Below are 13,704 nucleotides of genomic sequence, written 5' to 3'. Positions count from 1 at the left end.
CTCAATAAAAAGTTTAATCTCTTCGCTCAAATTACTTTGAGTCTTAATTTTAAGACGTCTAAAAGAATTGCTGGTTTATTTTACTTAACTTATTTTCTGTTCAATTTTCAAAGACCATTTTCTTCATCGCCCTCAAGCGACTTTCTTATCTTATCATTTGTTTTCTTTCTTGTCAACAACTTTTTTCAAAGTTTTTTTGACTTGTTTTGTCGCATCTCTCAGCGACGAGATTTATCTTAACATTTAAATTTAAATTAGTTTTATATAATTTACTATATCACAATGAATTATACTTGTTTTCCTTTAATTTTCTATTAATATCTATCTTTTTCTATTGATGATACGCCAGGATATGATTACGTTAAATTATTTGTATATAACTATATTTTCAATACTTTTTGTTGCTAAAAAAATAAATCGCGATTATCTATAATATTAAATTATGACAATCACGACTTATTTTTATTTATATTTATATATTCTCTTATTCTTCAGCCCTATCTAATAATTCATTTAAACTATTATCAGAATCATTTACAACTGCTATTTCACTTTTAACTTCATCACTTACATCTTCACTATCTAGTGTTAATTGCTCTTCTTTATCATCAATACTTCCTGATATTTTAGCAATTGCAGCTATCTTTTCTTCATCTGTAGTCCTCATAAGAGTTACTCCCATTGCAGATCTACTAGTTACTGATATATCAGATACATTTATTCTTATAGCTACACCACTTGTATTTATTAACATAAGCTCATCATCTATCTTACATATAGTTGCACCTATAACTTTACCTGTCTTCTCAGATAACTTATATGTTATTAATCCTGTTCCGCCTCTTTTTTGTCTCTTATATTCTGTTATAGGAGTTCTTTTTCCAAATCCATTCTCACTAATAACAAGTAAGTCTTCTCCTTCTACAGCTATATCCATGCATACAGCAATATCGTCTTTCCTTAAATTTATTGACCTTACTCCTGATGCTGTCCTTCCCATAGGTCTTACATCTGTTTCATTAAATCTTATTGCATTTCCATCTTGAGTTACTATAACTATATCAGCATCACCACGAGTTATCTTAACTTTTAGAAGCTCATCACCATCTCTGAGATTTATAGCTATTAATCCATTCTTTCTAAGATTCTTAAATTCGGATAAAGGTGTCTTCTTTACTAATCCTTGCTTAGTCCCCATAAATAGGAATCCTTCATTTACATCATCTTTAACAGAAAGAACCGTTTCAATCCTTTCATCTTGTTCTATAGCTATTAGGTTTATAATATTAGTTCCTTTTGCAGTTCTACCTGCATCAGGTATTTCATAAGCTCTTAACTTATAAACTCTTCCTTTATTCGTAAAGAACAGTATATCTGAGTGAGTTGAAACTACATTAACATGTTCTACAAAATCATCTTCCTTTGTAGACATTGCCTGTATTCCTCTTCCCCCTCTTCTTTGGGCAGAATATGTATCTGCAGATATTCTCTTAATGTATCCTGAATGAGTTAAAGTTACAACAACTTCTTCTTCTTGAATAAGATCTTCAATATCTATTTCATTAACTACTTTTTCTATTGAAGTTCTTCTTTCATCCCCATATCTATTCTTTATTTCTATTAATTCTTCTTTTATTACAGAAAGAAGTTTTTCTTCGCTTGCTAATATTGAATTTAAATAATCTATTAATTTCATAATTTCTGCAAGTTCTTCTTCTATTTTATCTCTTTCTAAACCTGTTAATCTTCTTAATCTCATTTCTAAGATTGCTTGAGCTTGCTTTTCACTTAAATTGAATCTTTCAATTAATGTATTTTTTGCTATTTCAGTGGTTTTTGATGATCTAATTATACTTATAACCTCATCAATATTATCTAGAGCTATCTTTAGTCCCTCAAGTATATGAGCCCTAGCTTCTGCTTTATTCAATTCAAATATAGTTCTTCTAGTTACTACTTCCTTTTGGAACTCTATATAGTTACTTAATACTTGCTTAAGATTCAATACTTGCGGCTCATTGTTAACTAGAGCTAACATTATAACACCAAATGTATCTTGCATTTTAGTATGCTTATATAACATATTTAGTATTACATTTGGATTTGCATCCTTCTTAAGCTCTACTACAATTCTCATACCTTCTCTATCAGATTCATCTCTTAAATCTGATATTCCAACTATTTTTTTATCTTTAACTAAATCTGCTATATTTTCTATTAGTTTAGCTTTATTTACTTGATATGGTATTTCAGTAACTATTATTCTATGCCTATTATTTTCTTCTTCAATTTCAGCCTTTGCTCTAACTATTATTCTTCCTTTACCAGTTTCATACGCTGCTCTTATTCCTGACTTACCCATAATAATAGCTCCCGTTGGGAAATCTGGTCCCTTTATAACAGACATTAGCTCTAAAACAGTAATATCTGGATTATCTATAAGCATTATTGTTCCATCTATTACTTCTCCTAAGTTATGAGGAGGAATATTTGTTGCCATACCTACAGCTATACCTGATGATCCATTAACTAAAAGATTTGGATATCTTGATGGTAATACAACTGGTTCCTTCTCTTCTCCATCGAAGTTTGGAATAAAATCAACTGTATCCTTTGTTATATCTCTTAACATTTCAACAGCAATCTTATTCATTTTAGCTTCAGTATATCTCATAGCAGCTGCGCTATCTCCATCTACTGAACCAAAGTTACCATGACCGTCTACAAGCATATATCTCATTGAGAAGTCTTGTGCCATTCTTACAAGTGCATCATAAACAGATGTGTCACCATGTGGATGGTACTTACCTAAAACTTCCCCAACTATTCTTGCACATTTTCTATATCCCTTTTCTGGAGATAATCCTAAATCGTTCATAGAGTATAATATTCTTCTATGTACAGGTTTTAATCCATCTCTAACATCTGGAAGTGCACGACCGACTATTACACTCATTGCATAGTCGATATAGCATCTTTTCATTTCTTTATTTATATCAATAGATATAACTTTTCCCTCGTTTAAATTCATGTACCTCACCTCGTTTTAGTACTATACATCTAAATTACTTACTTTTTTAGCATTTTTTTGGATAAACTCTCTTCTTGGTTCTACTTTGTCTCCCATTAATATAGTGAATATTTCATCTGCAGCTATGGCATCCTCTATAGTAGCTTTTAATAATACTCTCTTTTCAGGATCCATAGTTGTATCCCATAATTGAGTTGCATTCATTTCTCCAAGACCTTTATATCTTTGTATGTTAGTTGAATTATCTTTTCCACCAATTTCACCTAATACTTTTTCAAGTTCTGCATCTGAATAAGCATAGTACTCCTTCTTATTCTTTTTTACTTGATAAAGAGGTGGTTGTGCTATATATACGTGTCCTCCATCTAACAGCCCTCTCATATACCTAAAGAAGAATGTCAATAATAAAGTTCTTATATGAGCTCCATCAACGTCAGCATCTGTCATTATTATTATTCTATTGTATCTTAACTTCTCTTCATCAAAGTCATCTCCAATTCCAGCTCCAAATGCTGTAACCATTGACTTAATTGAGTCAGCAGTTAATATTCTATCTAGTCTTTGCTTTTCTACGTTTAATATTTTACCTCTTAAAGGAAGTATTGCTTGGAATCTTCTATTTCTTCCTTGCTTAGCTGAACCTCCCGCTGAATCTCCCTCAACTATATAAATTTCACACTCTAAAGGATCCTTTGATGAACAATCAGCTAATTTACCAGGTAATGATGAACGTTCTAACACTGACTTTCTTGTTAACTCTCTTGCTTTTCTTGCTGCGTCTCTAGCTCTAGCTGCCATCAACGCTTTTTCTATTATTATCTTACCAACCCCTGGATTTTCTTCTAGGAATATAGCAACTCCTTCTCCAACAATTGAGTCAACTACCCCCCTAACTTCTGAATTACCAAGCTTAGTTTTAGTTTGGCCTTCAAATTGAGGTTCAGATATTTTTACAGAAACTACGGCTGTAAGACCTTCTCTTATATCATCTCCTGATAAATTCTTATCATTTTCTTTTAAATGATTAAACTTTTTACCATAGTCATTTATAGCTCTTGTTAATGCTGTTTTGAACCCTGATAAATGTGTACCACCTTCAATGGTATCTATATTATTAGCAAATGAATATAAGTTTTCTGTATAGCTATCATTGTATTGAAGTGATATTTCAGCTATTATTCCATCCTTTTCACCTTCAATATAAATTGGTTCTGGATGTAGGGCTTCCTTGTTTCTATTCAAGTAAGATACAAATTCCTTTATGCCGCCTTCATAATGATATATCTCTTCTTTACCTTCTTCTCTCTTATCAGATAATATTATTCTAATTCCCTTATTTAAAAATGCTAGCTCTCTAAGCCTATTAGCCAATGTATCAAAATCATATTCTGTTTCCTCAAATATTTCAGTATCAGGTTTAAATGAAACTTTTGTACCATGATCATCTGTTTTACCTATTTTCTCTAAGCTAGTTACAACATTTCCTCTTGAATATTTTTGTTGCCATATATCACCTTCTCTTGATACTGTTACTTCACACCATTCTGATAATGCATTAACAACTGATGCACCAACCCCATGTAGACCTCCAGATACCTTGTATCCTCCACCGCCAAATTTTCCTCCAGCATGAAGAACTGTCATTATAACTTCTACTGTAGATTTACCCATTTTAGGATGTATTCCAGTTGGCATCCCTCTTCCATTATCAATTACAGTAATTGAGTTATCTTCATTTATTGTCACTGATATATCTGTACAAAATCCAGCTAAAGCTTCATCTATACTATTATCAACTATTTCATATACAAGATGATGTAACCCCCTTGAACTAGTACTTCCTATATACATTCCCGGTCTTTTTCTAACAGCTTCTAAGCCTTCCAATACTTGAATCTGACTTTCATCATAGCTTTGATTGTTTGTTTCCAATATAATCTCCTCCTTAAATGAAATTTTATTATAATCACATGAAGATTTAACATTGGATTTATGGATTATAATCTATATTTGTTCTCTTTGTTAAAGTTGAAGATGAAATTGGAGATAAATAAACTTTACTCATTTTATTAACTTCAGCTATAACAAATGATTTTGGTTTCTCTTTAGAAATTCTTTCTACAAACCCGTCCTCTTCTGCCATCCTTAGAAAAGCACTCGTATCTGAACTATACATTGTAGTTTGTAGATCAAAAATTCCAATTATGTCTTTAATCGGAACAACCACATTTTCTCCTAAATGTAAAAACATAAGAATTCCTCCTTTTAATTTAGGATTTCTCCTTCCTTGACCTTAAATACTCTGGAACTATCGTCTAAATAGTTAGTTAGATCTTCTATTCCTGTACATGTTATTATTGTTTGGATTTCTCCAATTGTACTCAGAATATATCTCTTTCTATTAAAATCTAATTCTGATAAAACATCATCTAATAATAATACTGGATACTCTGATGTCATTTCTTTTATTATTTTTAAAGATGAAAACTTTATTGTAAGGACAGCGCTTCTTTGCTGTCCTTGTGATCCAAAGCTTTTAATATCTACATCATTGATTAGTACAATAAAATCATCTCTGTGAGGACCTATGCTAGTAGTTCCTTTTTCAATGTCCTTCTTCCTATTTTTTCTCAGTGCTTCATAAAAACTATTTTCTATATCTTCTAGGTTCTTTATCGTACTTATATATTTGAACTCTACATTTTCTTTTCCTGAGGATATATCTTTATGAATATCCTTTCCATAAAAATTTAATTTATTGATATATTTAAGTCTTTCCATTATTATATGATAACCAAAATTTGCTAATTGTATATCATATATATCTAAAACTTCTGTATCTAATTTTCTATTTTTTAAAACAACATTCCGTTCATTTAAAACTTTATTGTATTGTACTAGATTATAATAGTATTTAGAATTTAATTGACATAGCTCCATATCAATAAACTTTCTTCTTACTCCAGGAGAATCTTTTATAATCTTTAAATCTTCTGGTGAAAACATAACGACATTAAAGTTTCCAAATAACTCACCTATTTTAGATACTTTAATTTTGTTAATCTTAATGGCCTTTTTACCATCTTTCAATATATTTATATCGATATTTTTATCAAGTCTATCTTTACCTACCAATAAACTTACATAAGCACTATCTGAATTCCAATTTATCAACTCTCTATCTTTAGAAGTTCTATGAGATTTGGCAAAAGCACAATAATAAATTGCTTCAAGAATATTTGTTTTTCCTTGAGCATTATCCCCCATAAATACATTTACATTTTTACCAAGTGTTATATTTAAAGATTTATAATTTCTATAATTTAACATTTGCAGTCTTTTAATATACATTTTTACACCTATTTTAATTATAACATATTAGAGGAATAAAAGTAATTATCAGGTTAATGTAAATAAATATATGCTATTCCTAAATAATTCTATATTTTTCTCCATTAAACTCTACTTCATCGCCTTGTTTTAATTTTTTCCCCCTCTGAATACAAACTTCATCATTAACTTTAACCATCCCATCTAAAATATACATTTTAGCCTCTGAACCTAGAGATGCAACTCCGCACCATTTTAAAAATGAATCTAATTTTATAAACTCGGTACTAATTTTAATTTCTTCCATTTCCAATTCCATGCATATTAATTCATATACTATGCATTTTCTCCCTTCTATCTTATTAATCTAACTGGTAAAACAAGATACTTTGAATTATCTGTATTCTTGCACTTAATTACACAAGGACTAACGCTTGATGTCATTTCCATTTTAATTTCATCGTCATCAACATTTTTTAGTACGTCTAATAAATATCTAGAGTTAAATGCAATTTGAATAGGCTCTCCTTGCAAATTTATACTAAGTTCTTCTCTAACCTTTCCCAATTGAGAATTAGAAGTTATTATCATATTTTCTTCTTGAACATCTAATTTTATTAAATTACTATTACTATCCTTAGCCATTAATGAAGCTCTTTCTATACAACTTTGTAGGTGTTGTTTATCCACATCTACTAATATTTTGTGCTCCTGAGGCAATAAAGAAGAATAATTCACAAACTTACCATCTAATAATCTAGAAATTACTTTTGTATTATTTAAATTGAATAATATATGATTATTAGTAAATGTAATTTTTACTATATCAGAAACATCTTCTAATATTTTTGACACTTCATTTAATGTCTTCCCCGGAATAACTACTTCTATTTCATTATCATTATCTAAGAATTCACTTCTTACTGCCAGTCTATATCCGTCTAATGCGACCAAATTTAAGTTTTTATTTTTAACCTCAAATAAAATTCCTTGTAGTATTGGTCTAGTTTCATCTTGTGCTATTGCAAATGATGTACCCTTAATCATATTTTTTAATATATTTTGTTGAACTTCAACTGAAAGATTTTCATTTATACTAGGTAAAGCTGGATAGTCTTCTCCATTCATATAAACTAAATTAAATACTGACTTTTCACATGTTATTTGTATTATGTCATTTTCTAAAGTCTCTATTTTTATATCTGAATTAGGTAATTTTCTTATTATTTCTCCAAAGATCTTTGCATCTATTACAATCATGCCTTCTTCTAATATATCGGCTTCAACTTTTGTTTCAATAGATACATCCATATCAGATCCTATTAATGTGAGTCCTTCACTTTTAGCATTTATGTATATGCCTTCTAAAATAGGCATTGTTGTCTTACCAGTTATAGCCTTATTGGCAATTGATATACCTTCTTGTAGTTTTTGTTTTTCACAGATAAATATCATATAAAAACCTCCTTAAGTTATATACATTAGATATCTATAGATATAGATAAATATATAGATATAAATTAATAATAATAGTAGTAGGGGCTGTTGATATGTTGATAAGTGCGTATACCCCTTGAAAACACTAAATTATTTATAAAAAAATATTGTGGATAAGTGAAGCAAAAATCATATGACTTATCCACAGTATTAACAATCAATATTGTTTTTATTAGTTATCCACAAATAATTCAATATATTTATGTACAGTTGTTAATTAATTTTGAGTTAGCTTTTTCGTTATATCATTTACTGTGTGTTGTAGGCTTTCATCTGTATTTAAGCTATCAGATATTTTTTCATAAGCATGAATAACAGTAGTATGATCCCTTCCCCCAAATTCTTCACCTATTTTAGGCAAGGACATATCGGTTAACTTTCTGCTTAAATACATTGCAATTTGTCTAGGATATGCTACATTCCTAGTCCTTCTTTGAGATTTCAAGTCTTCTATTCTAAGATTAAAATATCCAGCAACAACATCTTGTATAACGTCTATAGTTACATTCTTATTTTGTTTATTTGATATTATATCTTTAAGAGCTTCACTTGCTAACTCAACAGTAATTGGTCTGTTAGTAAGTGATGAATAAGCAACAATTCTAATTAAAGCTCCTTCTAGCTCTCTAATATTAGACTTAATTTTAGTCGCGATATAAACCATAACTTCATTTGCAACATTTAGCTTTTCTACATCAGCTTTCTTTTTTAATATTGCCATTCTAGTTTCAAAGTCTGGTGCTTGAATATCAGCTATTAAGCCCCATTCAAATCTAGAACGTAGTCTATCTTCTAAAGTTGGAATTTCTTTAGGTGGTCTATCAGATGATAGAATTATTTGTTTGTTGGCATCATGTAATGCATTGAAGGTATGGAAAAACTCTTCTTGAGTTCTTTCCTTTCCAGCTATAAATTGAATATCATCTATAAGTAAAATATCTACATTTCTATATTTATTTCTAAATTCTTCATTTTTATCATCTCTTATTGCATTAATAAGTTCATTAGTAAATTTTTCTGAAGAGACATATACAACTTTAGCATTAGAATTATTTTGTAAAACATAATGACCAATAGCATGCATTAAGTGTGTTTTACCAAGGCCAACGCCTCCATATATGAACAGAGGATTATAAGCTTTGGCAGGTGCTTCAGCTACAGCTAATGAAGCTGCATGAGCAAATCTATTACTATTACCAATAACGAAAGAATCAAATGTGTATTTAGGATTTAATAAACTTGACATTTCATCATTTACAGTAATAGATCCTCTATCATCGAATTTAGGTTTCTTTTCTTCCTTTTCTTCTGCTTCCTGAATATCAGATGCTACCATAAATTCTACATTATAAACTTTTGAGCAAGCAGCTTCTATAGAATTTACAACTAAGTCCTTGTATCTCTTTTCTAATATGTCTTGAGTAAAGGAGTTTGGAACACTGATTCTTATTATATTGGAAGATATAGAAATAGGTTCGCAACTTTTAATCCATGTATTAAAGCTAACTTCACTCATTTCACCCTTAATTATATTTAATGTTTTTTCCCATAATGATTTTAGATCATTATTCATTTTATATCCTCCATAAAATAAATTTTAAATTTAAATATTAAATAGTTAGTAACAATATATCAACACACTTATTAACACATGAAAATGCATGTTAATAAATATGATAGAATTATTCACATGTTAATAATTATGTTGATATTTTATATTGATAAAAGTTATCCACAATATAATTATGTACAATTTTTCACATTATTAACATGGTATAAAAGCATTAGTTTAGCTAAAAATAGATATAAATAGATAAGTAATAAAGAAAAAAGTAAACAAGTTATACACAATTTAATCCACATGTGTGGATAACTTGTTTGCTAAGTAAAATTATTCACATTCAATACTAATAATAACATAAGTTAAATAGAGTATTCAAGGAGTTATCCACAAAAAACTGTGGTAAAATCTTATATTTATCAACAGAATTTGAAAATTATAGTGTATTGACATAAAAACGTGATATATATATAATAATAAGGTAAATTTAAAATAGGAATTATAGTTTTTACTATAGAAATTACAATTTAAAGGGGGTGTAGTGAAATGTTCATGACATACCAACCAAAAAAGAGACAAAGAAAAAAAGAACATGGATTCAGAAAGAGAATGAAAACTTCATCAGGAAGATCTGTTCTTAAGAGAAGAAGACAAAAAGGTAGAAAAAGATTAACAGCATAAGGGCCGCAAATAGTGGCCTTTTTTCTGCAATAGCAGGAAAAAAGGAGTATAGAGTTTCCAATGGTATACAGATTAAGAAAAAATAATGAATTTAAATTAGTATATAGAAGGGGAAAGTCTTTAGCTAATAACCTTTTAGTTTTATACACTTTTAATAATAGAAAAAATAAAACAGAAGATAATCTTACTTATAATAAGGTAGGAATTTCAGTAAGCAAAAAAGTTGGAAATAGTGTAGTTCGAAGTAGAAGTAAACGATTGATAACTGAAAGCTATAGACTTAATGAAAAGAACCTTAAAAGTGGCTACGATTTTGTGTTTGTAGCGAGAAGTGCTATAAAAGGAAAAAGTTTCTTTGAAGTTGAAGAGGCAATGAAAAAACTTTTTTTAAAGGCAGGCTTATATAAATAATGAAAAAGATAATGTTGAAATCTATATATTTATATAGAAAATATATTTCGCCGATGAGACCACCAACATGTATTTATGTTCCTACATGCTCACAATATGCAATAGATGCTATTAATAAATATGGAGCAATAAAAGGTGGTTTTTTAGCTATAAAGAGAATTTTAAGGTGTCATCCATTTGCTAAGGGTGGATATGATCCTGTGAAATAAGGAGGTTATTTGTAAGATATGATGAAACTTTTAGAACCAATAACAAATTTTCTGACGATTATATTTAATGGTCTACATAATTTTATTTTATCAGTATTTAATATGGAACCTAGTGGGGCTTCATATGTGCTAGCAATAACAATATTTACTGTAATAATAAGATTGATAATATTACCATTTAATATTAAGGCAAATAGATCAAATGCTAGGATGCAAGAAATTCAACCAGAATTAAATGCAATACAAAAAAAATATGCAAATGATCCTCAAAAGATGCAAGCTGAGTATTCAAAATGTATGAAAGAAAATAATGTAAGTATGTTTGGGGGATGCCTTCCTACATTATTACCTTTACCAATATTATTTGCACTATATTATGTTTTTTGGAATATAGATAAAAGTGCTGTAACTAATACATCATTTTTATGGATACCAAATGTATTTAACAAGGATCCTTACTTCATAATGCCAGTATTGGCTTTCTTAAGTACTTATTTACCAAGTTTACTTTTAACTAAGTCAATGCCAAAGAATGAAAATAGTCCTATGAACATGGGAAGTATGAATATAATGATGGCAGGTATGATGGGGGTAATGGCTATTAACTTTAGTTCCCTTTTAGTAATTTACTGGGTAATAGGTGGAGCTATACAATTAGCGCAAACTTATTTCTTAAATTACTTGCCAGCTAAAAAGAAAAGAGCAGCAAAAGAAGAAGAAGATAAATTAAAAACTATTCAGAACGCAAAAAAAGCAACACCAAAGACTAAGAAGAAGAATTAAGATTATTATATTAGTATTTACTAGGTGGTGAATAGGGTATGAAAACATTAGAAATAGCAGGGAAAAGCGTAAGTGAAGCATTACAAAATGCGTTAAAAGAATTAAAGCTTACAGAAGATAAGGTTGAATATGAGGTTTTAGATGAAGGCTCAAAAGGATTTTTAAATATTATAGGGACAAAGCCAGCAAAAATATTAGTTAAGGTTAAAAGAGATTATAAGGAAGAGGTACGAGTATTTTTAAGAAGTATTCTTGATAATATGAAAGTACAAGCAGAAATAAAAATTAAAGAAGTTAATGATGTTGTTTATATAGACTTGAATGGTCCTAAGATGGGATTAATAATTGGATATAGAGGAGAAACTTTAGATTCTCTACAATATTTAGCTTCGTTAGTTGTTAATAAGGGGCATGACATTCCTTATAAAAAGGTAGTTTTAGATACTGAAAACTACAGAAAGAAAAGAGAAGAAACTTTGATGAGAGTTGCTGAAAAAACTGCATATAAAGTTAGAAAAACTAGAAGACCTTATAAGTTAGAACCGATGAATCCTTATGAAAGAAGAGTAATACATTCTGCTTTACAAGATAATGAATATGTCTATACATTTAGTGAGGGTGACGAACCTTACAGAAGAGTTGTTGTAGATATAAAGAAATAAAGGTGAGAAAGCCAATTGGCTTTCTTGCCTTTTATTTATTTTTGACTAAATTCAAATAGTTTTGTAAAATGAATATTAGTTAAAATGGGGTATAATATAAATATATATAATATATTGAACGAAGGAATTTATCTAAAATACATTAAGGAGGATAGATGATGAAAGAATTTGATACAATTTGTGCTATATCCACAGCAATTGGAGAAGGTGGAATTGCTATTATAAGAGTATCTGGTGATAAAGCCTTAGAGATAGTAGCTAAAATTTTTAGGGCGAAAAGTGGAAAAGATATAAAAGATATGAAGACTTATACCATGAAATATGGTCATATAGTTGATATAGATAAAGAAGACTTAATAGATGAAGTAATTATAAGCTATATGAAAGGGCCAAAAAGTTTCACAGCAGAAGATACTGTAGAAATAAATTGTCATGGTGGAGTAACATCAACAAATAAAGTGCTGGAAATGGTTATGAAGGCTGGAGCAAGATTAGCTGAGCCAGGTGAATTTACTAAAAGAGCATTTTTGAATGGAAGAATAGATTTATCTCAGGCAGAGGCAGTTATGGATTTAATCACGGCTAAGACTGAGCTAGCAATGAAATCAGCTTTAATGCAGAGTTCGGGTTCATTGTCAGAGAAAATCAATAAACTAAGAGAATATCTGTTAAATGTATTAGCGTTAATAGAATATGCTGTAGACTTTACTGAGGATGATGAGGAAGTTGATCCGACAATTCCATTGAGAGTAAAAGATAGCTTGGAAAAAGCATGTGATGATATGAGTAAATTACTTAAAAGTGCAGATGAAGGCAAAATAATAAGAGATGGATTAAGCTTAGCCATAGTAGGTAAGCCAAACGTAGGTAAATCATCTTTATTAAATGTTCTCTTAAAGGAAAAGAGAGCAATTGTTACAGATATTGCTGGAACTACTAGAGATGTAATAGAGGAATATATAAATCTTGATGGAATACCAGTAAAGATAATAGATACGGCGGGAATAAGAGAAACAGAAGATATAGTTGAAAAAATTGGAGTTGAAAAATCAAAGGAAAAAATAAATGAAGCAGATTTAATTTTATTAGTACTAGATTCTTCTAGAGAATTAGATAATGAAGATATTGAAATAATAGAAGCTATAAAAAATAAAAATTCTATAGTTTTGTTAAATAAAATAGATTTAGAAAATAAATTAGATAAATCTTTATTAAGCGAATTTGAAAATATAATAAAAATTTCTGCAAAAGAAGATCTTGGAATAGATGGATTAAAAAATGAGATTAAGAATATGTTCTTTAATGGTAAAATAGATAGCGAAAGTCTAATAATATCTAACTCAAGACATAAGCAAGCTTTAATTAGAGCAAAGGAAAATTGTGATGATGCTCTAATAAGAGTTAAAAATAATGAGTTCCTTGATTTAATTTCTATATATGTAACTGCAGCTTTAAAAGCTTTAGGAGAAATTACTGGTTCAGAGTTAGAAGAGGACTTAGTTAATAAAATATTTAAAGAATTTTGTTGTGGAAAGTAGG

The 13,704-nt window shown here is 29.2% G+C and carries 13 protein-coding genes; 6 read left to right on the top strand and 7 right to left on the bottom strand.

All coding sequences use genetic code 11. The features are described from left to right. Nucleotides 1-484: 484 nt before the first annotated feature. From gyrA to dnaA, 7 genes are all read right to left on the bottom strand, one after another. On the bottom strand, nt 485-3,031 hold the full coding sequence (gyrA, locus tag I2A75_RS15925) for a DNA gyrase subunit A (protein WP_195266391.1): 2,547 nt from the start codon (nt 3,029-3,031) through the stop codon (nt 485-487). A 21-nt stretch (nt 3,032-3,052) separates the two neighbouring features. Beyond that, nucleotides 3,053-4,963, bottom strand: a complete 1,911-nt coding sequence (gene gyrB, locus I2A75_RS15920; RefSeq protein ID WP_195266389.1) for a DNA topoisomerase (ATP-hydrolyzing) subunit B — start codon at nt 4,961-4,963, stop codon at nt 3,053-3,055. Between the two features lie 58 nt (nt 4,964-5,021). Continuing rightward, entirely contained in the window at nt 5,022-5,282 is a 261-nt protein-coding gene (locus I2A75_RS15915) for an extracellular matrix/biofilm biosynthesis regulator RemA family protein (protein WP_195266386.1), read from the bottom strand. 14 nt (nt 5,283-5,296) lie between these two features. Continuing rightward, the gene (recF, locus tag I2A75_RS15910) at nt 5,297-6,382 is read right to left on the bottom strand and encodes a DNA replication/repair protein RecF (protein ID WP_195266384.1); all 1,086 of its coding nucleotides are present in this window, start codon (nt 6,380-6,382) and stop codon (nt 5,297-5,299) included. Nucleotides 6,383-6,461: 79 nt separating this feature from the next. Continuing rightward, complete coding sequence (gene yaaA, locus I2A75_RS15905) at nt 6,462-6,668, bottom strand: S4 domain-containing protein YaaA (RefSeq protein ID WP_195266399.1); 207 nt, start codon at nt 6,666-6,668, stop codon at nt 6,462-6,464. Between the two features lie 47 nt (nt 6,669-6,715). Next, nucleotides 6,716-7,816 (bottom strand): DNA polymerase III subunit beta, encoded by a 1,101-nt coding sequence (dnaN, locus tag I2A75_RS15900; protein ID WP_195266382.1) that lies wholly within the window; start codon nt 7,814-7,816, stop codon nt 6,716-6,718. Between the two features lie 259 nt (nt 7,817-8,075). Then, nucleotides 8,076-9,431, bottom strand: a complete 1,356-nt coding sequence (gene dnaA / locus I2A75_RS15895) for a chromosomal replication initiator protein DnaA (protein ID WP_195266380.1) — start codon at nt 9,429-9,431, stop codon at nt 8,076-8,078. 534 nt (nt 9,432-9,965) lie between these two features. On the opposite strand from dnaA, the gene rpmH reads away from it, so the two are divergent. The 6 genes from rpmH (at nt 9,966) to mnmE (ending at nt 13,703) form a co-directional block, all read left to right on the top strand. Further along, nucleotides 9,966-10,100, top strand: coding sequence for a 50S ribosomal protein L34 (gene rpmH, locus I2A75_RS15890; RefSeq protein ID WP_195266378.1), 135 nt, complete (start codon nt 9,966-9,968; stop codon nt 10,098-10,100). Between the two features lie 60 nt (nt 10,101-10,160). Beyond that, nucleotides 10,161-10,511: a ribonuclease P protein component gene (gene rnpA, locus I2A75_RS15885; RefSeq protein WP_195266376.1), complete on the top strand. Its 351-nt coding sequence runs from the start codon at nt 10,161-10,163 to the stop codon at nt 10,509-10,511. Then, nucleotides 10,511-10,720 carry a membrane protein insertion efficiency factor YidD gene (gene yidD, locus I2A75_RS15880; protein WP_207733847.1) on the top strand — a complete coding sequence of 70 codons (210 nt, stop codon included), beginning with the start codon at nt 10,511-10,513 and terminating at the stop codon, nt 10,718-10,720. The genes rnpA and yidD overlap by 1 nt, the downstream gene beginning before the upstream one ends. 18 nt (nt 10,721-10,738) lie before the next feature. Continuing rightward, on the top strand, nt 10,739-11,503 hold the full coding sequence (gene yidC, locus I2A75_RS15875; RefSeq protein ID WP_195266374.1) for a membrane protein insertase YidC: 765 nt from the start codon (nt 10,739-10,741) through the stop codon (nt 11,501-11,503). Between the two features lie 38 nt (nt 11,504-11,541). Next, on the top strand, nt 11,542-12,165 hold the full coding sequence (gene jag / locus I2A75_RS15870) for an RNA-binding cell elongation regulator Jag/EloR (protein WP_195266372.1): 624 nt from the start codon (nt 11,542-11,544) through the stop codon (nt 12,163-12,165). A 158-nt stretch (nt 12,166-12,323) separates the two neighbouring features. Continuing rightward, on the top strand, nt 12,324-13,703 hold the full coding sequence (mnmE, locus tag I2A75_RS15865) for a tRNA uridine-5-carboxymethylaminomethyl(34) synthesis GTPase MnmE (RefSeq protein ID WP_195266395.1): 1,380 nt from the start codon (nt 12,324-12,326) through the stop codon (nt 13,701-13,703). Nucleotide 13,704: the final 1 nt, after the last annotated feature.

Source organism: Clostridium sp. 1001275B_160808_H3 (genome assembly GCF_015550425.1).
GTDB lineage: Bacteria > Bacillota > Clostridia > Clostridiales > Clostridiaceae > Clostridium.
Note: the sequence above shows the minus strand (reverse complement) of the source record. Positions and strands in the feature narration are given on the sequence as shown.

Coding starts and splice junctions, on each gene's coding strand:
- gyrA (WP_195266391.1), bottom strand. CDS start 3,031: ATGAATTTAAACGAGGGAAAAGTTATATCTATTGATATAAATAAAGAA.
- I2A75_RS15915 (WP_195266386.1), bottom strand. CDS start 5,282: ATGTTTTTACATTTAGGAGAAAATGTGGTTGTTCCGATTAAAGACATA.
- recF (WP_195266384.1), bottom strand. CDS start 6,382: ATGTATATTAAAAGACTGCAAATGTTAAATTATAGAAATTATAAATCT.
- yaaA (WP_195266399.1), bottom strand. CDS start 6,668: ATGGAAGAAATTAAAATTAGTACCGAGTTTATAAAATTAGATTCATTT.
- dnaN (WP_195266382.1), bottom strand. CDS start 7,816: ATGATATTTATCTGTGAAAAACAAAAACTACAAGAAGGTATATCAATT.
- dnaA (WP_195266380.1), bottom strand. CDS start 9,431: ATGAATAATGATCTAAAATCATTATGGGAAAAAACATTAAATATAATT.
- rpmH (WP_195266378.1), top strand. CDS start 9,966: ATGTTCATGACATACCAACCAAAAAAGAGACAAAGAAAAAAAGAACAT.
- rnpA (WP_195266376.1), top strand. CDS start 10,161: ATGGTATACAGATTAAGAAAAAATAATGAATTTAAATTAGTATATAGA.
- yidD (WP_207733847.1), top strand. CDS start 10,511: ATGAAAAAGATAATGTTGAAATCTATATATTTATATAGAAAATATATT.
- yidC (WP_195266374.1), top strand. CDS start 10,739: ATGATGAAACTTTTAGAACCAATAACAAATTTTCTGACGATTATATTT.
- jag (WP_195266372.1), top strand. CDS start 11,542: ATGAAAACATTAGAAATAGCAGGGAAAAGCGTAAGTGAAGCATTACAA.
- mnmE (WP_195266395.1), top strand. CDS start 12,324: ATGAAAGAATTTGATACAATTTGTGCTATATCCACAGCAATTGGAGAA.